The sequence below is a fragment of the Streptomyces filipinensis genome (genome assembly GCF_014649495.1).
Classification (GTDB): Bacteria; Actinomycetota; Actinomycetes; order Streptomycetales; family Streptomycetaceae; genus Streptomyces; species Streptomyces filipinensis.
Genome location: NZ_BMTD01000008.1, coordinates 90,286 through 113,847, shown reverse-complemented (window position 1 = coordinate 113,847; position 23,562 = coordinate 90,286). Strand labels below are relative to the sequence as shown.

General features: G+C 70.6%; 18 protein-coding genes. 9 read left to right on the top strand and 9 right to left on the bottom strand.

The window, feature by feature from the left end:
* Positions 1 to 121 precede the first annotated feature (121 nt).
* The 4 genes from sfnG to IE244_RS19315 are packed head-to-tail and all read left to right on the top strand — an operon-like array spanning position 122 to position 4,244.
* Positions 122 to 1,258 carry a dimethylsulfone monooxygenase SfnG gene (gene sfnG, locus IE244_RS19330; RefSeq protein ID WP_191874795.1) on the top strand — a complete coding sequence of 379 codons (1,137 nt, stop codon included), beginning with the start codon at positions 122 to 124 and terminating at the stop codon, positions 1,256 to 1,258.
* Positions 1,259 to 1,299: 41 nt separating this feature from the next.
* Positions 1,300 to 1,857, top strand: a complete 558-nt coding sequence (gene ssuE / locus IE244_RS19325) for an NADPH-dependent FMN reductase (protein ID WP_191874794.1) — start codon at positions 1,300 to 1,302, stop codon at positions 1,855 to 1,857.
* On the top strand, positions 1,854 to 3,050 hold the full coding sequence (locus tag IE244_RS19320; protein WP_191874793.1) for an SfnB family sulfur acquisition oxidoreductase: 1,197 nt from the start codon (positions 1,854 to 1,856) through the stop codon (positions 3,048 to 3,050). Before ssuE ends, IE244_RS19320 begins: the two co-directional genes overlap by 4 nt.
* Positions 3,051 to 3,083: 33 nt before the next feature.
* Positions 3,084 to 4,244: an LLM class flavin-dependent oxidoreductase gene (locus IE244_RS19315; protein ID WP_191874792.1), complete on the top strand. Its 1,161-nt coding sequence runs from the start codon at positions 3,084 to 3,086 to the stop codon at positions 4,242 to 4,244.
* 132 nt (positions 4,245 to 4,376) lie between these two features.
* Here the strand turns inward: IE244_RS19315 and IE244_RS19310 are convergent, their stop codons facing one another.
* The 3 genes from IE244_RS19310 to IE244_RS19300 form a co-directional block, all read right to left on the bottom strand.
* Positions 4,377 to 10,085: a P-loop NTPase family protein gene (locus IE244_RS19310; RefSeq protein WP_191874791.1), complete on the bottom strand. Its 5,709-nt coding sequence runs from the start codon at positions 10,083 to 10,085 to the stop codon at positions 4,377 to 4,379.
* A 12-nt stretch (positions 10,086 to 10,097) separates the two neighbouring features.
* A complete protein-coding gene (locus IE244_RS19305; protein ID WP_191874790.1) occupies positions 10,098 to 10,526 on the bottom strand; it encodes a Het-E N-terminal domain-containing protein in 429 nt (142 codons plus the stop codon).
* 476 nt (positions 10,527 to 11,002) lie between these two features.
* Complete coding sequence (locus IE244_RS19300; RefSeq protein WP_191874789.1) at positions 11,003 to 11,374, bottom strand: winged helix-turn-helix transcriptional regulator; 372 nt, start codon at positions 11,372 to 11,374, stop codon at positions 11,003 to 11,005.
* Positions 11,375 to 11,466: 92 nt separating this feature from the next.
* Here IE244_RS19300 and IE244_RS19295 point away from each other — a divergent pair, with 92 nt between their 5' ends.
* Positions 11,467 to 12,306, top strand: a complete 840-nt coding sequence (locus IE244_RS19295; RefSeq protein ID WP_191874788.1) for an SDR family oxidoreductase — start codon at positions 11,467 to 11,469, stop codon at positions 12,304 to 12,306.
* A gap of 414 nt (positions 12,307 to 12,720) precedes the next feature.
* On the top strand, positions 12,721 to 13,098 hold the full coding sequence (locus IE244_RS19290) for a hypothetical protein (protein ID WP_191874787.1): 378 nt from the start codon (positions 12,721 to 12,723) through the stop codon (positions 13,096 to 13,098).
* A gap of 127 nt (positions 13,099 to 13,225) precedes the next feature.
* Here the strand turns inward: IE244_RS19290 and IE244_RS19285 are convergent, their stop codons facing one another.
* Positions 13,226 to 14,086: a nuclease gene (locus IE244_RS19285; RefSeq protein WP_191874786.1), complete on the bottom strand. Its 861-nt coding sequence runs from the start codon at positions 14,084 to 14,086 to the stop codon at positions 13,226 to 13,228.
* Positions 14,087 to 14,149: 63 nt separating this feature from the next.
* Entirely contained in the window at positions 14,150 to 14,575 is a 426-nt protein-coding gene (locus tag IE244_RS19280) for a hypothetical protein (RefSeq protein ID WP_191874785.1), read from the bottom strand.
* Positions 14,576 to 15,224: 649 nt separating this feature from the next.
* Here IE244_RS19280 and IE244_RS19275 point away from each other — a divergent pair.
* Positions 15,225 to 16,532, top strand: coding sequence for an alpha/beta hydrolase family protein (locus IE244_RS19275; RefSeq protein ID WP_229854217.1), 1,308 nt, complete (start codon positions 15,225 to 15,227; stop codon positions 16,530 to 16,532).
* 271 nt (positions 16,533 to 16,803) lie between these two features.
* On the opposite strand, the gene IE244_RS19270 is transcribed toward IE244_RS19275, so the two are convergent.
* Both IE244_RS19270 and IE244_RS42995 read right to left on the bottom strand, forming a co-directional pair.
* Positions 16,804 to 17,712, bottom strand: coding sequence for an oxidoreductase (locus IE244_RS19270; protein ID WP_191874784.1), 909 nt, complete (start codon positions 17,710 to 17,712; stop codon positions 16,804 to 16,806).
* 110 nt (positions 17,713 to 17,822) lie between these two features.
* On the bottom strand, positions 17,823 to 17,990 hold the full coding sequence (locus tag IE244_RS42995) for a hypothetical protein (protein ID WP_308436273.1): 168 nt from the start codon (positions 17,988 to 17,990) through the stop codon (positions 17,823 to 17,825).
* A 260-nt stretch (positions 17,991 to 18,250) separates the two neighbouring features.
* On the opposite strand from IE244_RS42995, the gene IE244_RS42990 reads away from it, so the two are divergent.
* Positions 18,251 to 18,778, top strand: a complete 528-nt coding sequence (locus IE244_RS42990) for an ArsR/SmtB family transcription factor (RefSeq protein ID WP_308436272.1) — start codon at positions 18,251 to 18,253, stop codon at positions 18,776 to 18,778.
* A gap of 651 nt (positions 18,779 to 19,429) precedes the next feature.
* Positions 19,430 to 21,043 (top strand): phospholipase D-like domain-containing protein, encoded by a 1,614-nt coding sequence (locus IE244_RS19260; RefSeq protein ID WP_229854216.1) that lies wholly within the window; start codon positions 19,430 to 19,432, stop codon positions 21,041 to 21,043.
* 118 nt (positions 21,044 to 21,161) lie between these two features.
* Here the strand turns inward: IE244_RS19260 and IE244_RS19255 are convergent, their stop codons facing one another.
* Both IE244_RS19255 and IE244_RS19250 read right to left on the bottom strand, forming a co-directional pair.
* Positions 21,162 to 22,634, bottom strand: coding sequence for a hypothetical protein (locus tag IE244_RS19255; RefSeq protein WP_191874783.1), 1,473 nt, complete (start codon positions 22,632 to 22,634; stop codon positions 21,162 to 21,164).
* A gap of 42 nt (positions 22,635 to 22,676) precedes the next feature.
* A complete protein-coding gene (locus IE244_RS19250; RefSeq protein ID WP_191874782.1) occupies positions 22,677 to 23,405 on the bottom strand; it encodes a Crp/Fnr family transcriptional regulator in 729 nt (242 codons plus the stop codon).
* Between the last annotated feature and the right edge of the window lie 157 nt (positions 23,406 to 23,562).

Here is a 23,562-nt window from a genome sequence, read left to right as displayed (position 1 = left end):
CCGGTCCTGGCTCATTTTTCCGTCGTGACGACGGCTTTCCCGGAAACCCCGCTCCAGCGTGCCTGAATTCCGCGGAGCTCATTCGTCCTGCCCGCGCAGCATTCCCCTGCCAGGAGTTCCCATGCCCGCATCCTCCGCATACCCCGGATCCGATCCCGTCCGCTTCGCCTACTGGGTGCCGAACGTCAGTGGCGGTCTGGTCACCAGCACCGTCGAGCAGCGCACCGACTGGGGCTACGACTACAACCGCGAACTCGCCGTCCTCGCCGAGAACAACGGCTTCGACTACGCGCTCAGCCAGGTCCGCTACATGGCCAGCTACGGCGCCGAGTACCAGCACGAGTCCACCAGCTTCAGCCTCGCCCTGCTGCTCGCCACCCAGCGGCTGAAGGTCATCGCCGCCGTCCACCCCGGTCTGTGGCACCCGGGCGTCCTCGCCAAACTCGGCGCCACCGCCGACCACCTGTCGAACGGCCGCTTCGCCGTCAATGTCGTCAGCGGCTGGTTCAAGGGGGAGTTCACCGCGCTGGGCGAGCCCTGGCTGGAGCACGACGAACGCTACCGGCGCTCCGAGGAGTTCATCCGCGCCCTGCGGACGATCTGGACCGAGGACCACGCCGAGCTCGCCGGTGACTTCTACCGGTTGCGTGACTTCTCCCTCAAGCCCAAGCCGCTGAACACCCCCGAGCGTCCGCACCCGGAGATCTTCCAGGGCGGCAACTCCACCGCCGCGCGCGCCATGGCCGGCCGCGTCTCCGACTGGTACTTCTCCAACGGCAAGGACTTCGACGGCGTCACCGAGCAGATCCAGGACGTCCGCTCCTCCGCCGTCCAAGCGGGCCGCACGGCACCGAAGTTCGGCCTCAACGGCTTCCTCATCGCCCGCGACACCGAAGCCGAAGCCCGCGAGACGCTCCGCGAGATCGTCGCCAAGGCCGACACGCAGGCCGTGCACGGCTTCCGCGACGCCGTCCAGCAGGCCGGCCCGTCCACCGGCGACGGCAAGGGCATGTGGCAGGACTCCACGTTCGAGGACCTCGTCCAGTACAACGACGGCTTCCGCACCGGACTGATCGGCACCCCCGAGCAGATCGCCGAGCGGATCGTCGCCTACAGGCGTCTCGGCGTCGACCTCTTCCTCCTCGGCTTCCTGCACTACCTGGAGGAGGTCGAGTACTTCGGCAAGCGGGTGCTGCCCCTGGTGCGTGAACTGGAAGCACAGGAAGCCGCGTCCGAGCCCGCCGCCGCCCACGCTTGACCGCGGCCCGCACACGAAACGACGAACCGAAAGGTCCTCCCATGGCCACTGTCCTGTCCGTCTCCGGAAGCCCCTCCGCCACCTCCCGCACCGCTCGGCTGCTGCGCCACCTGGACGAGCGGCTCATCGCGCAGGGGCACGAGGTGATTGCGCTGGACGTTCGTACCCTGCCTGCCGAGGCGCTGCTCGGGGCCGACTTCGCTCATCCGGCGATCGTCCGGGCCACCGCCCTGTTCGAGCAGGCGGACGGGGTGGTGATCGGCACCCCCGTCTACAAGGCCGCCTACTCCGGACTGCTGAAGTCCCTGCTCGACCTGCTCCCGCAGTACGCCCTGGCGGGCAAGACGGTCCTCCCGCTGGCCACCGGCGGCACCACCGCCCACGTCCTGGCCATCGACTACGCCCTGCGCCCGGTGCTGGCCTCCATGGGGCCTGCGCACATCACGCCGGGCTGGTTCACGCTCGACAAGGACATCACGGTGGGCGAGGACGGCACGCTGACCGTCGCGCCGGGATCGGCCGAGGCTCTGGCGCAGGTCACGGACCAGTTCTCGGCCGCGCTGGGCGAGCGGACGACACTGCTGGCGGCCGCCGGATGAGCGCCGCGCACGTCATCACGGACGACGCCGAGGCCCGTGCCGTGGCCGCGGAGCTGGCCGCGGACTTCCGCGAGGGCGCCGCCGAGCGGGACGCGCGGCGCAGGCTCCCGCACCTGGAGCTGGAGCGGCTGTCCGCCTCCGGGCTGCTCGCCGTGACCGTGCCCGCCCGGTTCGGCGGCGCGGACGTCCGTGCGGACACGCTCGCCGAGATCTTCCGACTGCTGGCCGCCGCTGATGCCAGCCTGGCCCAGATCCCGCAGAGCCACTTCGTGTACGTCAACGTGCTGCGCCGGCAGGGGACCGACGAGCAGCAAAAGTTCTTCTTCGGCGAGGTACTGGCCGGCAAGCGGTTCGGCAACGCCCAGTCCGAGTCGGGCACCCAGCACGTCCAGGACATCCGCACCCGCCTCGCCCGGCTCCCGGACGGGTCGTACGTCCTCGACGGCGTCAAGCACTACTCCACCGGCGCGCTGTTCGCCCACTGGATCCCCGTCCTCGCCCGCACCGAGGACGACACCCTGCACGTGGCGTACGTCCCGCGCGACGCGCCCGGCCTCACGGTCGTGGACGACTGGGACGGCATGGGCCAGCGCACCACCGCCAGCGGAACCGTCCGCCTGGGGTCGGTGCCCGTGCCCGCCGACCGCGTCGTGCCGCACCACCTCACCTTCCAGGGCCCCCAACTCCACGGCGCGGTGGCTCAGTTGCTGCACGCGGCCATCGATGCCGGCATCGCCTCCGGGGCGCTGGCCGAGGCGGTGGAGTTCGTCCGTACGAAGAGCCGCCCCTGGTTCGAGAGCGCCGCCGAGGGGCACGCGACCGCCGCGGAGGATCCGCTGTTGATCCAGCGGTTCGGCGAACTGGCGATCAGAGAACGGGCTGCCGAAGCGTTGCTTCGCGAGGCCGCCCGCGCGGTCGACGACGCCCGCGCCGACCTGACCGACGACTCTGCCGCCGAGGCCTCGATCGCGGTGGCCACCGCAAAAGTCACGGCGGCCGAGGCCGCCGTGGAGGTCGCAAGCGCCCTCTTCGAGGTCTCCGGCACCCGTTCGGCCCTCGACTCCCTGGGCCTGCACCGTCATTGGCGCGACGCGCGCACCCACACCCTGCACGACCCGGCCCGCTGGAAGGTCCAGCACATCGGCCGTTACGTGCTCAACGGCACCAGGCCGCCCCGGCACGGCCTCCTGTGACGAACGCTGACGAACACCGATCGGAGCCCCCACGTGTCCCTCACCTTTCACTGGTTCCTGCCCACCAACGGTGACAGCCGCCACGTAGTCGGCGGCGGCCACGGCACTCCCGCCACCCAGTCCGGGCGCGACCGGCCGCCGACGGTCGCCTACCTGAGCCAGATCGCCCGCGCCGCCGAGGACCTCGGCTTCACCGGGGCACTCACCCCGACCGGCGCGTGGTGCGAGGACGCGTGGCTGACGACCGCCATGGTCAGCCAGAACACCGAGCGCCTGAAGTTCCTCGTCGCCTTCCGCCCCGGCTTCGTCTCGCCGACGCTCGCGGCGCAGATGGCCTCCACCTTCCAGCGGCAGACCGGCGGACGGCTCTTGCTCAACGTCGTGACCGGCGGGGAGAGCCACGAGCAGCGGGCCTACGGGGACTTCCTGGACAAGGACGCTCGGTACCGCCGTACCGGCGAGTTCCTGGAAATCGTCCGGGGGTTGTGGGAGGGCAAGGCCGTCGACCTCGCCGGTGAGCACCTCCGGGTCGAGGACGCCAGGCTGGCCCGGGTGCCCGACCCGGTGCCCGAGGTGTACTTCGGGGGCTCCTCGCCGATCGCCGGAGAAGTTGCCGCCAGGCATGTCGACGTCTACCTCACCTGGGGTGAGCCGCCCGCCGCCGTCGCGCAGAAGATCGCCTGGATCAGGGCGCTGGCCGCCAAGGAGGGTCGCGGCGTCCGCTTCGGAATCCGGTTGCACGTCATCACCCGCGACACCTCCGAGCAGGCCTGGGCCGAGGCGGAGCGGCTGCTGGCGGGCTTCGATGCGGAGACCGTGCGGCAGGTTCAGGCCGGGCTTGCCCGCAGTGAGTCGGAGGGACAGCAGCGGATGCTGGCCCTGCACGGGGGTGGGAGCCGGGACGGGCTGGAGATCCATCCCAACCTGTGGGCGGGCATCGGTCTGGTGCGGGGTGGGGCGGGGACCGCCCTGGTCGGCAGCCACACCGAGGTTGCCGAGCGGATCAAGGAGTACGCCGCGTTGGGCATCGAGGAGTTCATCTTCTCCGGCTATCCGCATCTGGAGGAGGCGTACTGGTTCGGCGAGGGCGTGCTGTCGAAGCTTCAGGCGCAGGGTCTGTGGCGGCACCCGTACGGGCAGCAGGTGGCCCCCGCCGCCCAGGTCCCCTTCGCCGGTGCCGGGAGCGCGCGATGACCCGTGTGACCACGTTTCGCGAACGCCTCCACGGCGCGGCCGGCAGCTCCCGGATCAGGGACGGCTCCTTCGGGGAACGCCGGCGCCGGCCGGCTGTTGCTGCTCCAGGCCGGACGGGAGTCGTTCGTCGGGTCATCCCGGATTCGTGAGGGAGGCATCGACGATTTCGAACAAGGCCGCGGGGAACTGCCCGTCGACCAGGTCACCGAGGGCAGGCAGGAGAGCGGTCAGGGTGCCGAGGGTCTCTGTACGTGGCCAACCGGACAGCAGGTCCAGTAGCCCTGAGACCACTTGGTACCGCTCGGCCAGGGGCAGTCCGGCGATCCGGGCGGAGAGTACATCCTGCCGCGGGGTCATCGTGAAAGCCTCGACCATGTCGGGCGGCGACAGGATGTCCACGACCCGGAGTACCCAGCCTCCGTCCTGTTCGCCATGTGACCGGTACTCTGCGAATGCCTTGCGCAGCAGGGTCTCCGTCTGTGCCGGGCTGTGCGCACACGTCGCCCTGGCCGCCTCGGCCAACAGGTGGACATGGCTGCCCTGCGATACCAGCTCCGGGTCCGACGCGGCAGATTCCAGCAGGGGCGGGGGGAGGAACGGGGCGAGGGCGAGCAGAGCATGCGTGCGTCGGAGGCCCTCGGGCGCCGCCAGGACGAGGGACAGCAGCCGGGGTGCCAGCTCCCGCGGTGGTGGATCGGCCAGTTCGAACAGCATGGCCACGACGTGACACCGCTCGTGGTCCGGGATGTCCGAATCCAGCAGGTTCACCGCCAGGTCCCCCTGCCCCGCCGCACAGAGCGCGGGAAGCAGCAGGGGGAGCAGCCGCTCGTACTCGTACCCCGGCAGGGCCCGGATGCTGGCCAGGACTCCGGGGAGTTCTGCGCTCGGCAGCCACCGGGCCGCCCGGACAAGGAGATCGCACCGGGTGAACGGCTCAGCTTGTGCGGCGATGCGCTTGATGGTGGCCAGTTGGCCGGGCGTCGGTTCAGGCAACTCGTCGAAGGCGGTCGCCAGGTCCTCTGCACGGGCGTCCGCCGCTGCGGCAAGGGCCTCGTCCACGACCGCGCTTCGACGCGCCGGTGCCAGGCGCGCAGCGATCGCGAGGAGCATCCGCACCTGCCACGCGCCACCGGCTGCCGGAGCGTCGCCCCGGTCCACACCGTCCCGGTTCCGGGTGGCTGTGTCCCGTGCCAGAGCGAGAGCCCGGTCGAGCAGGGCGTCGTCCAGCACGGGCAGTGCGGCGGTCAGCGCGGCGTGACGGATCAGGGGATCGTCGATGCCTGCCACTGTGGAGAGCGCGAGACCACCCAGTCCCGTGGCGGCCATTGCGACGACGGCCGCGCACAGTTCGTGCCGCGCGTCCCTGTCGTGCAGGGGCGGACGGGACATCGCGGCACCGGCGACACCGGCGAGAAGATCTCTGCTCCGCCCCGGTTCCAGCAGGGCGGCCAGTTCTCGCAGCGGCAGGGTGTTGATGGACATGCCGCCGGTCACCCGTCGCAATGCGGTGAGCAGCCGGTCACCCCATGAAGGTCGGTCGTGCTCCTGCGCCGCCCATGCGGCCAGTCGGCCCAGGAGCCGCGCGGCCGTGGGCCCGTCACTGACCCGGCGGGCCAGCGTCAGCGCCTCGCGCAGCAGGGCCGAACGCCGGTCCCCGGCGCTGTTGCGGGCTAGTTCGATCAGCGCGTCCTGCCGGGGGGACGTGCCGGGCAAGCCGTCCAGCAGCTTCCGGGCTTCCGTGTCGCCCTCGCTGGCCAGCCGCACGGCGAGCGGCAGCACGCTGGAGGTGACGGGTCCGAGGGACTGCGGCCAGGTCAGTTCTCGCAGAGCGACCCTCACCTGAGAGCTGGTCAGGAACGGGGTGAGGGACAGCATGCTCGGCGCGCACCCTGAGGGGCGCTCCAGTGGTGGGTATTCCTCGGTGGCGTCCGCGGTGAGCGTCGCCGTCGCCTTGCCGCGCTGAGGATCGTCGAGATACGGCAGCAGGTGCGGCAGTGCTCGGGGACGCACCCAGAGGGCCTCCCCGGCCAGTGCTCGAAGCCGTGACCACAGGCGCCGGGCCGCGTCCGGGCGTCGTTGCCGCGGTAGGCGGGTGACCAGGAGGGCCGCGGCGAGCGGCCAGGCGGTCCCTCCGTCGCGCTCCTCACGATCGGCGTCGTTCATGGCGTACTGGAACACGGCGTCGCAGACGCTCTCCGGCAGGGCTGAAACGAGCCTGCGGTCGTCCGAGTAGTAGTCGGTCGCCGCCTTCAGCCTCCTCCAAAGGAAGGGGATGTCGGCATGCAGTCGTCCGGGCGCCATGTGCGACACGGCCTCGGCGAGCGCACCGATCTCGTCGCTGTCGGGGAACGGCCAGTTGTTCCGGCGCAGCAGTGCGAACGCCCGGTCATCATGTCCCGTCTCGTGCCAGCGTTTCGCCAGGGCCACCCTGAAGCGTTCGCGTTCGTCAGTCGGCAGCTTGGGCAGGAGGCGCGCGGCGGTCTTGAGCGAGGTGGCGGGAAGGCGGGAAGCGAGTGTGATGAGGACGCCGGCGTCGGGGCGCTTGTGCGCGCGCAGCTCGGCAAGCTGTCGCGTCGCCGCCGCCTCGTCCAGTCCGCCGACCGCGGCCTGGGCGAGGCGTGAGCGGGCCGTGTCCGGTAGCCGCCGCAGCACTGGCGAGGCGTCCACCAGCCGTGGGTGCCCGCAGACGATCAGGCCGCGCAGTACTGCCTCGGTCTCGAACTCGTCCGGTCCCGCGTCCGTGCGGTCGAGGAATTCCAGTACGGCGGCCGCGCCGGCACGCTCGACATGCCGGCCGGCGTCGGCCGCCTGGGCCAGCAGCGACGTGGTCGTCACGATCCGGTCGTGGGGGTCGGTCAGGCGCGCCGTGTGAGGCAGGAGGGCGGAGACAAGTGCCGAGCGTCGGTCGGAGGAGCCTCCCCCGCCGCGCCGCACGCCATGCAGCAGCTGCCGCCCTTCGGTGTCCGCGGCGGCGCGCACGACGTGCCGTTGCCACGCTGCGAGGGACTCGTTCGGAAGCGACTCGGCAACCCGCAGGAGTACTTCCAGTCGGTCGTCCGCGTGGCCCCGCGCGTCCGCGAGGCCGAGGGCCCGGTCCGAGTGACCACGGCGGCCCAACTCGGCGGCCAGCACCGTTGCGGCCCCGACCCGGGCGCGACGGGCGCTGAGTTCCTCGACGCCGTCGGCCAGCCGCAGCAACCAGGATGTCGGCAGGACAGCCGCATGCCGTTGCACCAGCCCGGCCCAGGTGTGCGGATCGCCCACCTCCACCGCGGTCGTCAGAGCGCGGTCGAGCAGTTCGTCGCCCTCGTCCCGGCGGCCGGCCGGGCCCAGCGAGACGCCGACCGCGGCCCATACTGCCGCCTTGGGCAACCGCAGGGTGATTCCTTCCGCCAGTCCCAGAGCCAGCTGCCGGTGCTCAGGACTCAGGTGGGGGGTCATCAGCGCGAGCGTCTGGCCACGCGTCCACTCGTCGAGCCGACGGACGTGCTCAAGGAGCGGGCCGTGGGAGCCCGGAGGAAGAGCCTGGGCCAGGTCGATCAGGCGGCGGGCGAGCGGCATGGCCGTGTTGCGTGCGGTCGCGTCGGCCTGCTCGGCGAGGGCCAACGCGAGGGCCTCACCGGCCAGTTCGTCGCGTAACGGCGCTGGAAGTCGCGGCAGCAGCACGCCGATGGATCGCAATGCGCGTTGTCGGTCGCGCACCTCGCCCAGCAGTTCCAGGGCAAAGGACGGAGGCAGCATCTCGGCGACCGACCACAGGAACTCCCTCGCAGGCCCGCCGGGGAAGGACACGATGGAGTCGACCGCCTCCTGGCACAGCGCCGTGCGCTGGGCCTGCGGAAGGTTCCGGGCCAGACCGAGGACCATTCCGGGACGCCAGTCGGCGGACCAGCTGCTGGACCGCTCACGCTCCCTGATGCGGGCCATGACGAAGTCCATGGCCCACGTAGGGGAGGTGTCGTGGGGGAACTCGGCCATCTCGCCGAGCACCTGCCCGTAGTAGTCGGTGTCTCGCAGCGTTTCGGTCGCGGCCCATGCCTCAGGCAGGGCGCCGAGCGCCGCCGCCCGCGGGACGATACCGGCGAGCAGGGGGACCCGGCGCATGGCGTCGGGCTCCGAGTCCGCCGCCGCCAGCGCTTCGGCCGCCACTTTCGCCTGACTCTCCGGGGCAGCCACCTGTGCCGCTGCCAGCAGCGAGTGTGCCGCACGCCGCGGCTCGGTGACGTGCCTGGCGTACGTCAGGGCTTGGGCCGGGGTCCATTCGCCGGCCTCCACGAGCGCGACCAGCAGCTGTGCCGAGATACCGGCCGCCTGGTCCCGGACGCCGCACTCGGCGAGCACACAGCGAATCTGCTCGTGCAGGTACCGGGCGGGGCGGCCAGCCGCCACGGATTCGGCGTCGGCCGTGCGGAGGACAGCGCGGCAGGCGGCCACGTCGGCCAGGTAACCGGCGTCGGTGCCCTCCAGAGCCTGCCATGCCTGCCGCCAGGTGTCGTGCAGGAGGGGGAGATAGCCGGAGCCTTCCACAGCCGACCGCTCAAGGTGGGCGCCGAGGAACTGAACGACGTAGGGCGGCATGTCGCGTGGGACGAGGCGGCCTTCGCGTAGCAGCGCGAGCTTGCCGAGTCCCCAGTCGGTGAACGCGGTGTCGAGTTCCCGGCGCCGGGAGGGCAGGACGCGCCGGGCGGCCCAGAATTCGGCGAGGCGGTCATGGCTGAACGCGTAACCATGGTCGTGGCCGTCGCCGATGAGGAACCGGGCGATGGGCTCCAGCGCGGTACCGACCGGAGTGGAACGGAACCCTCCGTCCAGTTCGGCCAGGTCCTCGGCGCGGAGCGGGCCGAGCGCGCGTGAGAGCAGGGCCATCACGGCATCGACCTGCGTTTCGATTGCACGGGCCTCTGACGGGCCGTACTCCGCCTGCCACAGGTCCTTCTGCTCCTGCCACCAGCGGTTGAAGTAGCCGTCCAGGCCTGCCGGCAAGTCGGCGAGATCGGTCAGGCCGCGGGTCGTCAGGTCCCGCAGGTACAGCGAGAGCAGAAGCGGGTCACCTTCGGTGCCGCGGTACAACCGGTCGGTGAGCTCCGGGATCTCCTCGTACGCACGGCTGGAGCACCGTCGTACGACATCCTCGACGTCGTCCCGAGCGAGTGGGCCCACCGTCCAGGCCGTCCCCAGACCGGTGTCCGCCCACCCCAGGTCGGCCAGCCACTGGGCACCCGACTGGTCGCGGGCGGAGACGACGACGCGTAGCCCTGCAGGCGCTGGGCGAGGAACGAGGTCAGGCCCGGGCTTCCAGCCGGCGGCCTCGTCCACACCGTCGAGAACGACGAGCAGGCGGCGGCCGTCCGGGAGCGGGCGGGCGAGGTAGTCGGAGACGACGCCGCGGCACACCTCGGCCGTGGCATCGGCAGGCACCGGTACGTCGTCGCCGTGCACCTCAGCCAGGCCGGCCGCAAGGGCGGTGAAGAAGACACTGGCCAGGTTGGTGCGGTAACGGATGCTCACCGGGAGAAACACGACCTGGAGGTCGTCGCGTGCCAGGCGGGTCACCCAGCGGACCAGTAGCGCCGTCTTGCCTTTGCCCGCCCCGCCGCTGAGCAGCAGGAAGGGAGCGGCGTCGGGGTTCTCCAGCCACGCGTCGAGGTCGGCGAGGTGACGGTCACGGCCACCGAAGGGAACCGGGTGGCCTTCGCGGCCGAGGTATTCGGCAAGGAAGTTCGCGACGCGCTGCCGGAAGACGGTGGGCGGGCGGCCCGCGCCGAGGTAATACTGGTTGACGTTGTTCTCGTCGCCCAGCACCAGCCCGAAGGCCGGTCCCGTGTGCACGTCCGGTGCCATCGGCAACACGTCTCACCGGGTCTGGGGGTGGTGCGGCTCGCCGCCGGACGGGGCGCCGAAGTTCATGGTGACCGTCTGGCCGTTGCCCTGCGCCAGACCGTGGATGTCGCCCGCTACGTGGAGGACGTTCGTCCCCGCGGCTTGCTCTGGTTCTGCCACTTGCAGCACGCGCGCCGCGGCCGCGATGATCCCTTCGTCGTCTGCGATGCCAGCCTCGGTCAGCAACTCCCGCAGCGACTCCCGCCAGAGTTCGGGCTGTTCTTCGTACCGGTCCAAGAGCTGCGCGTCCGTCTCCTGGCCCGATCGCCGCGACAGTGTGCGGCGCAGAAGGGACTTCAGCGAACTGTAGGCGTCCTGAACGGCCGTGTTCGCGGTCTCGCCAGCTCCTCTCGCAGCGCCCACCGCGAGCGCGGTCAGGACAAGCGTGAATGGATCGATCACCGGTGCCCCCTGCCCCCCTGAACGGTCTTGGCAGCCGAGTCTGCCACCGGCCCTGAGAGCTGGAGGGGAATCTCCCGAAAAAGGCTTCACTCCACCCCAATGAGGCCATGTATCGGACGAGTTGATCAAGTGAGGGGGGTGGAACCGGAAGGCGGCCGGTACAGATCGGGCACCACGCCGACGAATGCTCCGCCGGCTCCCGAAAGACTCTGGCAGCGGCTGCGATCGAGGCGCGAGTTTCGACGCCCCCTGGGGACGTCGGTGACGCTGATCCCGGTGCTGCCCGGCGGAGAGCACGTGGTGGCTCCGCTCAAGCCGTGGCGCTCAGCGGGACGCTGGGGCCCGGACGCCCGCCCGGCACACGGAACAAACGCCGGGGCACCCCGGTACGCAGGGGAGCCTTGCCAGGCTGACGGTGTCGAGGATCTGGCGGGCCTTCGGTCTTGAGCCGCACCGTGAGGCCGACCACTACCGCACTATCCCGGGCTGCGCGGCGGTAGCCGCTGTGTGATCCGGTCGAACAAGTCGGTCAGCGGCTCCCTGACGTCCTGACCGAACCCGGAGAGCCCGTAGGTGACCTGGGGCGGCGTCGTCGGCTCTACCTCCCGCCAGACCAAGCCGTCCTGGACCAGCGCGCGCAGGGTCTGAGCGAGCATCTTCTCGCTGATGCCCTGGATGCTGTCGCGCAGCTCGTGGAACCGAAGGTCGTTGCTCCGCAAGGAGATCAGCACCCAGATACCCCATCTGCTGGTCACGTGGTCGACCACGTTTCGCGCGGGGCAGTCGGTGTGAAACACCTCATACCGATGGCCTGTCTCGGCCTGCGTCAGCTGCGCACCTTCCTTCATGTCAGGAGCTTACCTCTGGGTATGTTCTTACGAAAGGTAAGCCCGTCTCCTAGCGTCAATTACCGCAGTGCACAACCGACTAGGAGCTGAACATGATCGTGGTGACCGGGGCTACCGGGAATGTGGGCCGTCCTTTGACACAGGCCCTGGCCGAGACGGGCGAGCAGGTGACGGCGGTGTCGCGGCACGCGGTGGCGGTGCCGGACGGGGTCCGGCATGTGACGGCGGATCTGGCCGAGCTGACAAGCCTCACACCCGCGCTGGACGGGGCGAAGGCCCTGTTCCTCCTGCTGTCCGGAGACCTGCACGCCCCCGAAGCCAGGCCGGCCGACATCATCGGCCTGGCCGCGGGCAGTGGGGTCCGCCGGGTCGTCCTGCTGTCTTCGCAGGGCGTGGCGACCAGGCCGCTCGGCCCGTCGAGGGTCGCGATGCGCGCGGTGGAGGACGCGTTGCGGGAGTCCGGCCTGGACTGGGCCGTCCTGCGACCGGGCGGTTTCGCCTCCAACGCCTTGGCCTGGGCGGAGTCCGTCCGCACGCAAGGGACGGTCGCCGCGCCCTTCGGCGACGTAGGGGTGCCGGTCATCGACCCGGCGGACATCGCCGAGGTCGCGGCGGCCTGCCTGCTGGACGACCGGCGCACCGGCGGGGTGTACGAGCTGACCGGGCCGGAGGTCATCACGCCGCGTCAGCAGGCGGAGGCGATCGCCGCCGCGCTCGGCTCGCCTGTACGGTTCCACGAACTCACCCGCGACGAGGCCAAGGCCACGATGACCCGGTTCGTGCCGGCGGAACTCGCCGACGACACCCTGGACATCATCTCCGCCCCGAACCCCGACGAACTGCGGATCAGCCCGGACGTGGAACGAGTCCTCGGTCGCGCCCCGCGCCCCTTCGACGGCTGGGTCGCCCGCAACATCGCCGTTTTCCGCTGAGGCACGACCCAGCTGAAGTACCAGGGCAGCCTCGTGCGGCTGCCCACCTCCGTCGTGCCGCCGTCGTTGGCGCGCGAGGTACCGGGCCGCGCAGGCGGCCCTCAGGGCAGGCCCTACAGAACGGACCGTGGCAGGGCCAGCCACGCAGTGCCGCACACCGTCGACCGCACAGAGTCCACGTCCGAAGCTCGCACGGCTGCGGCTGCCGACAAGGCTGCTGTCCGCCATCACGCTCGAAGGCCGGCACCCACCGCAGCACCCAACGGCGGCGCTCCAGTCCTCCTGCCGACGCAACCACTCCTTCAGGTCGAGGGGGAGGGCGGGCAACTCCCGCGACCGGACATGGCCGCCTAGCTGGAACCGTCGCGGCGACCCGGACGACGACCGGGGACCGACTGGGGCGAGACTCTTCCCATGAGAGTCAGGTGCCGGCAGATCATCCACCCCGCGGCGGACATACCAGTCGCGGAGTACGACGGGATCCGGGTAGGCAGTGTCTACCCGGTTCTGGAGATGGTCGCCTACGACATCGATTGCCAGATCCGTGTGCTCGGCCCCGGCACACCCGACCCCGGACTGCTCTGGGACACCGCCGACTTCGAGACAGTGGACACGCGAATACCACCCGGCTGGACCCTGGTCATCGCCGACGGCCGCACCCGCCTCGCGGACGCCCGCTGGCAGCGCCCCGGATTCTGGACCGACTACCACCACGGCGACCCGCAGGCCCTGGCCGACTACGCGCACGTGAAGCGCGAACTCCTCACCGACGCCCCACCACACGAGAACTGACCGTGCGTGCGGATCACGTCTCATCCGCGACGAGCCGTGGCACCCAGGTGCCGTGTTCGCCTGGCTCTTCTGCCACTTCGATCCGGAGGTGACGGGATCCGGAGGTGACGGCGTCTGCGGCGATGCCTCACGCTTCCTCGAAGACGAGGTCCTCAGGCGGCTGCGTCATGCGCACCGTCTGACCGTTGCTGATCTCCACCACGTTGTGCAGGCCGGCGCAGCGTTTTCCGGAGGAAAGGACGGTGAAGCGGTCCTGCACGCCGGCGAGGTAGGCGGGGAAGCAGACCAGTGACGGGTTGCTGAGTTGGAGGTAGTCGACGAGACGCCGGAAGAGCTTGGGGAGCATGACGACGTCGTCGGTGATCGAGGACAGTGCCGTGATCTTCGCCCCCGTTGTGGTCGTGTCGCTCGGCCACAGCCCCAGGCCTGCCGTCTGCGCCTGGCGGGCAGCGGCCGTCAACTCCGTGCGCAGGACCGGGAAGAGACCTCGGTAGAACGTGGGGTAGACCAGACCTGTGGTGAGCAGGTGATGGTTCACCGTGGTCCTGAGCATGTCGACGTCCACGTCGACGTCGACACCGCTGGTGCCCCCGGAGACACCACGTCCCGCCAGGGCGACACACCGGCCGTGCATGTCGGCGCCGCTGGCGAGGATGAAGCCGGGCACCGTGTCGGGGACAACGGCGGTCACGGTCTCGTCCGGTCCCTGCTGGACATTCGTGAAACCCAGCCAGCTCAGCAGTTCGTCGCGTGCGGCATGGGCGAAGTGCAGAGGCTGGTGCACCCGGTTCGGGCCGTAGTGGGTCTCCGGCGCGTCTATCGCGTCCAAGCGCAGGGCGGCGCGCCCCAGCGCATCGTGTTTGACCGCGCGACCCCGGCTGGTCACGAGGTCCCATTCCTGCGGATCATCGGGCGTGAAACGGACGGTGTCACCATCCGGTTGTGTTCCCTTGATCTGGAAAGATCCGTTGATCAGGAGCATTGTCATGGCAGCCACCCCTTCGCCAGGGTCGTTCACCACCGGATCGCGTCTCCGGTCGGTGCCTGCGATTCATGCGTCCACAAGGAAGTCGCGGTAGCAGGCGTAGATGCTCGTGTCGTCGGAGCGAGCGTTCAGGATCAGGTTCCACAGGCCGACATGCACCTCGCCGGCGGCGGCTTGGTGCACCACGCCGTTGAGGAAGTCGATGTGGCGGCGGATGACTTCGTCGAAGGTCAGCGCTCCGTTACGGAAGTCGTCGTCATCCAGTTCCTCCGCGAAGCCCGAGCCTTCGAGTTCGGGGCGGACATGTCCCGCCACCATGGCCAGGAAATCGTCGAACGAGACGCCCTCGGGGAGCCCACCTGCGGCCTGTTGAACGTTGAAGAAGTCATGACTGATGTAGTCATCACGGTTTGACTCGTTGAGTATGTGGTTGAAGATTCGGCGACTACGCTCCGCCGCACCACCGTCACCGTCTCCTGTGCCGTCGAGCACGCTGAGTGCTCGTTGGGCTCTGTCTTGCCATGACATATTTGGTCCTCGGAACTGTCGTTGCCTGTCAGCTTGTTCTGCCCCGGATTGGCCTCAGCTCGGGAGGATCGGCATGTCCTCGGAATGCGGGCGGGCAACAATTTCCGGCGGCATAATCGCTCAGCGATTGACCCGTGTCGTCCATCTGCGGCATCTGGGCCTACACATGCATTATCGGTTACGCAAGACGCATGTGCCACTGGAAAGAGGCGGTCACCGCGGTACCCGCGTCGGGGCGTCACTTCCGCTGGGGGCGGGACGAGGACTGGCCCAGGGGTAGCGCGTGGCTGCCGACAGCACGGGATGACGAGTGGCGTACAACCGGGCTGTCAACACGAGGGCTTGGAGCTGGACGCAGGGAGAAGCGAACCGGAACCGGGCCGAGCCGGCGTTGTTCCAAGCGGGTGCGGTCACCGCAGTGCCTCGGAACAACCTGTGGGCCAAGGCGTCCCAAAGGTTCCGCTGCTCGTCCGCCGCCACGGTGAACGCCAGGGCCTCCACATCCGTAGGCCACTGCGGCGGTACCGGCGTACGACAGCCGATCGCCAGTTCTTCGATCGTCGCTCAACAAAGGGGTCCCATGAAACACCGCCGCCCGCGCCCGCGTCGCAGAGTGATCGCCCGAGCGGTCGGTACGGCGGGTACGCTGGCCATCGCCCTGGGTGCGGGGATGACGCCGGCGATGGCCGCCGGGAAGACGCCCAACAAGCCCACCGCCACCGGGTTCTCGCCCGACCAGGACGACACCCCATGGGCGCCCCAGCACGACGCGGCGCCGCCGCAGCTCAAGGCCGCCCGTCCGCAGGCCGTCACGCCCCCCGCCGGCACGTCCGCTCTCCAGCTCAGTCTGCCCGCACCGACCGGGCGCCACGGCGTGGGCACGTTCAGCCTGCACCTCGTCGACAAGTCCCGCACGGACCCGTACGTGCCCGGCAACAAGCCGCGCGAGCTGATGGTGTCGTTCTGGTACCCGGCCTCCTCCACCCGCGGCCACTACCAGGCGCCGTGGATGCCGTCAGCCTCCGGCGCGCACTTCCTCGCCTCCCAGGGCCTGACGCCACAACAAGTGACGTTGCCGCGGACCGCAGGCCATGTCCTCGCCCCGGTCGACACCAAGCTCGGCAAACTGCCCGTCCTGCTGTACTCCAGCGGGCTGCACTCGGACCGCGCGAGGGGCACCGTTCTCGCCGAGGACCTGGCCAGCCGCGGCTACCTCGTCGTCACCGTCGACCACACCCACGACGCCAACGAGGTGCAGTTCCCCGGCGGACGGGTCGAGGTCAACACCATGCCGGCCGGCGCGCACTCCTCCGACACGCTCGACGTGCGCGCAGCCGACATCCACTTCGTCATCAACCAGCTCGGCACCATCGCCAAGGGCAGCAACCCCGACGTCGACCACGCCAGGCTCCCCACCGGACTGTCGCACGCCGTGGACATGTCCCGCATCGGGATGTTCGGCGCTTCGCTGGGCGGCGCCGCGGTCGACACCGCCATGCAGCTCGACCACCGCATCGCCGCCGGCGTCAATCTGGACGGCCAGTTCTTCGGGTCGGCGCCACGCAAGGACCTGGACCGCCCCTTCATGCTCTTCAGTTCCGGCACCCACAACCGCAACAACGACGGGTCGTGGCGCACGCTGTGGTCGCATCTGAAGGGACACCGGGTCGACATCCAGCTCCACGGCGCGGCGCACGTGTCGTTCGTCGACGACGAGGCGATGGCGCCCCAGGAGGCGAGCTTGCTCAGGCTCACCCCGGCCCAGCTCCAGCAGGTGTACGGAACGATCGACCCGAACCGCGCGATCGAGATCCAGCGCGTCTACCTCGCCGCCTTCTTCGACAAGGAACTGCGCCATCAGCACGGCACCCTGCTCGACGGCCCCGACAAGAAGTACCCGGAGATCTCCTTCGTCCGCTGACCAGGGGCATCCGAAGGGCCGGCCCTGAGCGCTCCGTGTCGCACGCGTGAGACGGGGACAGGGCTGGTTGCTGGTTTCGCCGGTCCAGTGGATCGGTGAGGTGGTGGTCTAGCGGCGCGGGCCGCGCCGCTACGCCCCCCCGCCGCAGGGCGCCGCCTCGTGCGCCTGCCTCGACGGCGATCCGCGCGTTTGACCTGCCCCGAGCCGCCAAGAGCACGATCCGTACCCGGACTCGGCGGGAGTGGACCACAGCGTCATCGGGGTGTCTTGTTCATGCTGTTGCGGGCTGGAGGGAGTCCAGGACGGTGCGTTCGTCCTTGGTGAGGCGCAGTGCGCCGGCGGCCACGTTCTGGGTGAGGTGATCCGGATTGCCGGTCCCAGGAATGGCCAGTACATGCGGCCCGCGGTGCAGCGTCCATGCCAGCCGGACTTGTGCCGGGCTCACCCCCCGGGCCCGTGCGACAGCGAGTACCTCATCGCAGTCCGTGCCGTCGGCCCCTGCCTCACGCCCCGCACCGGCGATCGCGTAGAAGGGCACGAACGCGATGCCCTGCTCGCCACACCTGCGCAGCAACTCCTCCTGCTCGGGCCGGGCGCCGATGCCGTACTGGTTCTGCACGCAGGCCACGGGCGCGATGGCTTGGGCCTCGGCGAGGTGGTGGGGCTGGATGTTGGACAGGCCCAGGTGACGGATGAGTCCGGCGTCGCGCAGTTCGGCGAGTGCGCCGAAGCGTTCGGCGATCGAGTCGGTGCCGACGATGCGCAGGTTCACCACGTCGAGGTGGTCGCGGCCGAGCTGGCGCAGGTTCTCCTCGACCTGGCCGCGCAGCTGCTTGGCGGTGGCGTGGGGCAGCCACCGGCCCGAGGGGTCTCGTCCCGGTCCGACCTTGGTGGTGATGACGAGGTCGTCCGAGTAGGGGGCAAGTGCCCGGTTGATCAGTTCGTTGGCGGAGCGCAACGGCGAGAAGTAGAACGCGGCGGTGTCGATGTGGTTCACGCCGAGTTCGACCGCGTGGCGCAGGACACGGACCGCCTGGTCGCGGTCGCTCGGGACGGCGTCGGGCGCGAACGCCTCGCCGTGCTGGGTGAGGCGCATCGCGCCGAAACCGACCCGGTTGACCGTGCGGTCGCCGAGTGTCCAAGTGCCCGATACCGCCGCGGTGATCGTCTGTGAGGTCATGGCGGGATGATCGCCGCCCCGTAGGCTGATCGCCATCGATCAAGACATACGTGAATCCATCGAGGAGTGGTTGTCCTGGCACAGTTGGCGTTCGCGGCGCACGATCTGGCTCAGGTGCGGTTCGCCGTCTCGCCGATGTGGGAGGTTGCGCCCAGCTTCCGGCTGCTGACGTCGGGCACCGCGCATCCGGTCCACCGGTCCTGGGTCGAGCAGGTGCGGCCGCGCGTGGTGGCCGCCGGGCTGGACCGGGGCTGGCTCTCCGAGCTGATCCCGCTCACCGGCTACGTTCCCGACTTCCTCAACCCAGCCCCGGACGGGCCGGCCCCCGCACCGGCGGCAGAGTGGGACGCGATCCGGGCCTCACCCACCGACCGGGTACGCCAGGACCTCGACCACCTGGCCCGCCACCAGGGGAAATCTCGGCCCCCGGCTGCGGACGCTGCACGCCGACCCGCAGGCCCGCCTGACCAAGGTCACAGAAGAGATCGAAACGTACTGGGAGCTGGCACTCGCCCCCTACTGGGCGCGGATCCGGGCCGTGCTGGACGCGGACATCTTCTATCGGGCCCGTATGGTCGCCGAGCACGGCGCGGGCCACCTCTTCAACGACCTGCACACCTCCGTGAGCTGGGACGACAACGCGCTGCGGATGGCCCGCCGAAAGCAGCCGCTGACCCGGGAGACGGCGGGCACGGGGCTGCTGCTGATTCCCTCGGCCTTCACCGGACCGGGGCTGCGCACCCGGGTGACGCTGCCGGATCCGCCACAGCTCGTCTATCCGGCGCGCGGCGTCGGCTCACTGTGGAAGGCGCGGACCATCACCGGGACCGAAACCCTCACCGCCGTACTCGGCCGCTCGCGAACCCTGCTGCTGACCGAACTGGAGACCCCGGCCTCCACCACCGAACTGGCCCGCCGCACCGGCCTGTCCGCGGCCGGGGTGTCCCAATGCCTCATCGCGCTACGAAACGCGGGCCTGGTCAGCGCCCACCGCGCCGGCCGCTCCGTCCTGTACGCCCGCACCGCCGCCGCCGAAACCCTCCTTGAAGCCGCCTCCGCCACATGAGGCTCCGGTCATCTCCCGAAGGATTTCCGGAGCCGACCACACGCGGGTGTGGAGGCCACTCCCGGTGCGGGCAGCCTGTTCTGGTTCAGGCGGTGGCCGGCAAACCGGTCGACTGGTCGGGGCTGGTCGCGGCCCTACGGGGCGAACCGAGCGACACACCATGCGGTGACCGGGCGCCGTCGGGCGGCCCGGCGGACGACCGGTCCGGGGCGTTCCCTCCCGGGACGTTCCGCCACCGGCCGGCCGGATGCATTGGACCATGCGGTGCTGGCCGATCTGGCGGGGCGCCGCCGGCCGTGGCACATGCCTTCACTGGCGGCGCCCGAGCTGGCCCAGGCGGCGGTCGCCGCCCAGGAGGGGACCTGCCCGCCTCGGCGCGGCCCCGCAGCGATCGGCCGGCGCCGCGGCCCCCGTCGGAGCCCGCTCGCCGGCGCTGCGGCGCCGCCGGATCGAGCGGCTGGCCGAGATCGAAGGGACCGGCGCCGAGCACGTGGGACAGATCCCCGCACACGGCCGAAACGGCCTTGCTCAAGGGAGGATTACGCATCCCGCACCCGCTCCCGAGTACGCCGACCGGCACGCCTGCGATGCCCCCCGGCCCGACGCGCACTCGCGTCGTGTTCACCGCCTACTCCCTGGTAACTTCAGGGCGTGATCATTTCGCTCCGCTTAGACCGCGCGGCGCGCCTTGCGCTGATATCCGCTCTGGCCCTCGCCGTACTGCCCGCCGCTCCGGCCACCGCGGCCCCGTCGACGACCCCGCACCTCGACGCCGTGGAACGCACCCTCCGCGAGGTCTCACCCGGCCTCGAAGGCGACGTATGGGAACGGACGGCCGGCAACCAGCTCGACGCCGCGCCCGGCGATCCCACGGGCTGGCTGCTCCAGACCCCCGGGTGCTGGGGCGACGCGCAGTGCCGCGACCGCGCCGGGAGCAGGAATCTGCTGGCGAGGATGACCGGGAACATCGCCCGGGCAACCCGCACCGTAGACATCTCCAGCCTCGCGCCCTTCCCGGACGGCGCCTTCCAGGACGCGATCGTCGCCGGCCTGAAGTCCTCCGTGGCCGCCGGACATCACCTGAAGGTCCGCGTCCTCGTCGGTGCCGCACCCCTGTACCACCTCAACGTGCGCCCCTCGAAGTACCTGGACGACCTACGCGCCAAGCTCGGTCCTGCGGCGGACGCCCTCACCATCGACGTCGCTTCCATGACGACGTCGAAGACCGCCTTCTCGTGGAACCACTCCAAACTCCTGGTCGTCGACGGGGAGACCGCGATCACCGGCGGCATCAACGACTGGAAGGGCGACTACCTCGACACCGAGCACCCGGTGACGGACGTCGACCTGGCCCTGTCCGGCCCCGCGGCCGGCACGGCGGGCCGCTACCTCGACCAGCTGTGGGACTGGACCTGCCGCAACCGGACCGACGTCGCGAGCGTCTGGTACGCCGCCTCCGGCGGAGCGGACTGCCAGGCCGGCATGGAGCGGGAGACCAATCCCCGTGCCGTTCCCGCCACCGGTGACGTCCCGGTCGTCGCCGTCGGCGGGCTCGGCGTGGGCGTCAAGGACTCCGACCCCTCCTCCGCCTGGCGCCCCTCCCTGCCGGACACCGCCGGCACCCGGTGCGTGGTCGGCCTGCATGACAACACCAACGGCGACCGCGACTACGACACGGTCAACCCGGAGGAGAGCGCCCTGCGTTCGCTGATCTCCAGCGCCACCGAGCACATCGAGATCTCGCAACAGGACCTCAACGCCACCTGCCCGCCGCTGCCCCGCTACGACACCCGCGTCTACGACGCCCTGGCCGCGAAGCTCGCTGCCGGGGTCAAGGTGCGCATCGTCGTCAGCGACCCCGCCAACCGCGGGGCCGTCGGCAGCGGAGGCTACTCGCAGATCAAGTCCCTTTCCGAGATCAGCGACGTGCTGCGCAGCCGGCTCGCCAAGGTCACCGGGGACGAGCAGGGCGCCCGGGCTGCCCTGTGCGGCAACCTCCAGCTCGCCCCGCTCCGCGGGTCCGCGAGCGAGAAGTGGTCCGACGGCCACCCCTACGCGCAGCACCACAAGCTGATCGCGGTCGACGGCTCGGCGTTCTACATCGGTTCGAAGAACCTCTACCCGGCGTGGCTGCAGGACTTCGGCTACATCGTGGAGAGCCCGGCCGCTGCCCGGCAGCTCGATGGCGCACTGCTCCAGCCGCAGTGGAACTACTCCCGGTCGTCGGCGACCGTCGACTACGAGCGGGGGATCTGCCGGATCTGACACCGGGGCCCACCGTCCGGCCTGCGGCGTCCCGCTCTGGAGTACCGCACATCGTCAGCTGGACAAGGGACCAGTGCCGCTGTGTCCGTTGTCGGCGCGCCGGCGGACCGGTGAGGGCTCACGGGGCGCCGACGCGTCCACGGCCCGCCGGCCTCACCTGGATCCATGCCACCCCGGTGTAGCCCTTGGACTCGACGTGTATCTCGGCCCGCTCGAAGCCGTTCCCCGACAGCCCCTCGTAACCGGTGGCCACAAGATCCTTGTAGAGCGTGTCGGAGAAGGCGACCGCCAGATGGGAGGAGGGGTTGTCGGCGAGCCTGCGGCGGACGGGACCGGAGTCGAGGACGCGGAACAGCGCTACCACCGTCGAACCCGCGTAGCCGCTGTCCGCCTCGTGCACGATGCCCTGGTGCAGGCTGGCCCGCATGCGGACCTCGCGGGGGACGGTGGGGCCCCGGTCCGACTCCGTGCCAGGAGCCCGCTGGGCGGCGGCTGCGGCATTGGCGGTTGCCAGACCCGCGGCGAGCCCGTCCAGCAGCCTGGGGACGACCCTCACCTCGTCGATGCCGGGCTCCAGCACGAGCAGGTAGCCGTCTCCCTGAGCCTGGCGGCCACAGCGCTGCCAGTCGACGCCTGCCGCCGCGCAGGCGGCCCGCAGGGTCCGCAGCAGGACACGCTGCAGCCGGACCATGTCGGCGTTGTCGCGGGCGCTGTACTTCTCGATGTCGACGGCGAGGCAGAGCCGCCGCAGGCCCGGCGGGAGTTCCTCGCCCTGGACGGAACCGGCGCCGGCATCGCCGTGGCTCTCCCGGCCGGCCCCGCCGTCGCCGGCCGGCGTGGCGCCGTCCTCGTAACCTGCGAGCGCCCATGACCCGGGGAGCGCCTCGGGGTGCGCGAGCGGTGCGGCGGACGGCCAGGCGTCGGCGAGCCTCAGGCGGAACCGCATGTCCTGCGGACTCGCCGCCTCCCTGCGCACGAACGCCCCGCCCAGCACCGGTTGCACGGTCACGGTAGCCAGGCTCAGCCGGCCGGACACCTCCTCCGCGGTCGCCGGCACGCGGACCACGGTCTGGGCCCAGCGGCCGTCCGGGCGGAGAGTGCCGCCCCGCCCCGGGGCACGGAAGGTCCAGCGGAGCCGGTCCTGGCCGAGGCCGAACGCGACGATCTCCGTCCCGTCGGCAGCGGTCGTGCCGGGCGCCGGCTGCAGGGCCAGGGCGTGGGTCCCGTCCTCGAACCGCACCGCGAGGGTGACCTGCTGGTATCCGCGGCCGTCCGGCAGTTCCTCCAGGTCGAAGGGGAAACACAGAAGCATCTCGCGGTGCACGGCGGCCTCTGTCGCGCCCCCACCGCCGGCTCCGGGCAGCACGAAGCCGAGGGGCCGCCCCAGGGAGGCCCGGGCGACCCGGTCACGCACGGGGTGCCCTCCCCCCTTCGCCACCACGCTGTCGAGGGCGATCAGGTCCGTGGTGGCCAGTACGTCGTCGTGGTGGCCGGGGTCGTCGTGCTGGTCACGGTCTCCTCGGTCGTACTGCTTCTCCGTGTCGTGCGCGCGGTCCCCCATGTCCCGTACCCCCTCGATGTCCTGTGCCATGGCCAGCCGTTCCGTCCTGCCGCACGTCCCGGCCGTCGTGCCTCAGTCGTCCGGTTCCGTCAACCGTGCCGCCTGACGCAGTCCGGCCGGGGAGACGACGGTGATGCGGCTGTAGCCGACCTGGATGATTTCCTGCTCGGCCAGCGCGCCCAGCACGTGGTGAACCCGTCGTTCCCTCGCCCCGACCAGTCCGGCGATCTCCGCCTGGGTGAGCCGCGGCCCGATCAGGACCCGGCCGCGCGACGGCTGCCCGTAGTCCTCGACCAGATCGACGAGCACCCTGGCGACCCGCGTCGCCACCGGACAACCGCTGAAGTCGCCGCGTCGCCGCACCGACCACCGGTTCTTGCGCACGAGCATCCGGCTGACCGCCAGCGCGGCCACGGGATAACGGTCGAGGCAGCCGAGGAAGTCCCGCTGTCCGATGCGCCGGGCCGTGACCCGGCCGGCGGCCGTGACCGTGGCCGAGCGGGGCCTGTTGTCGAAGGCCGCGAACTCTCCGACGAGGTCCCCGCCGATCCGTACGGCCAACAGCGCCGTGTCCCCGTCCTCCATGAGAGCCGTCACCTTGGTGACACCGCTCAGCAGCAACAGGACGAACGTCTCGTACAGCCCTTCGGTCAGAAGCGTCTCGCCGGGCTCGTACGACCGCAGGGTCCCCAGGGAGAGCAGGGTTTTGGCGGCCTCCGAGGAACCGGCCAGCTCTGCCAGGAAAGTACCGTGCGGCCAGCGCTCGGCGGAGTCCGTGCCTTGTGCGCACCTGTCCGGCATCACAGCACCTCTCCGGCTTCTCGGGCTTCTCCGGCACTTGTGACGTACGGCATCGTAGTCGCTGCGCAAGGGTGGACAGCCGCTTTTCGCAAGCCTGTTGACACCGTCCCACGGGATTCCGCACTGCTGCGGGGACGTGGTCCCCGTGGGTGCCGCA

What these genes read in the sequence shown, in the direction of transcription:
- IE244_RS19310 (WP_191874791.1), bottom strand. Translation starts at nt 10,085, where the DNA reads ATGGCACCGGACGTGCACACGGGACCGGCCTTCGGGCTGGTGCTGGGC.
- ssuE (WP_191874794.1), top strand. Translation starts at nt 1,300, where the DNA reads ATGGCCACTGTCCTGTCCGTCTCCGGAAGCCCCTCCGCCACCTCCCGC.
- IE244_RS19320 (WP_191874793.1), top strand. Translation starts at nt 1,854, where the DNA reads ATGAGCGCCGCGCACGTCATCACGGACGACGCCGAGGCCCGTGCCGTG.
- IE244_RS19300 (WP_191874789.1), bottom strand. Translation starts at nt 11,374, where the DNA reads ATGAAGGAAGGTGCGCAGCTGACGCAGGCCGAGACAGGCCATCGGTAT.
- IE244_RS19250 (WP_191874782.1), bottom strand. Translation starts at nt 23,405, where the DNA reads ATGCCGGACAGGTGCGCACAAGGCACGGACTCCGCCGAGCGCTGGCCG.
- IE244_RS19255 (WP_191874783.1), bottom strand. Translation starts at nt 22,634, where the DNA reads ATGGCACAGGACATCGAGGGGGTACGGGACATGGGGGACCGCGCGCAC.
- sfnG (WP_191874795.1), top strand. Translation starts at nt 122, where the DNA reads ATGCCCGCATCCTCCGCATACCCCGGATCCGATCCCGTCCGCTTCGCC.
- IE244_RS19270 (WP_191874784.1), bottom strand. Translation starts at nt 17,712, where the DNA reads ATGACCTCACAGACGATCACCGCGGCGGTATCGGGCACTTGGACACTC.
- IE244_RS19290 (WP_191874787.1), top strand. Translation starts at nt 12,721, where the DNA reads ATGAGAGTCAGGTGCCGGCAGATCATCCACCCCGCGGCGGACATACCA.
- IE244_RS19285 (WP_191874786.1), bottom strand. Translation starts at nt 14,086, where the DNA reads ATGACAATGCTCCTGATCAACGGATCTTTCCAGATCAAGGGAACACAA.
- IE244_RS19295 (WP_191874788.1), top strand. Translation starts at nt 11,467, where the DNA reads ATGATCGTGGTGACCGGGGCTACCGGGAATGTGGGCCGTCCTTTGACA.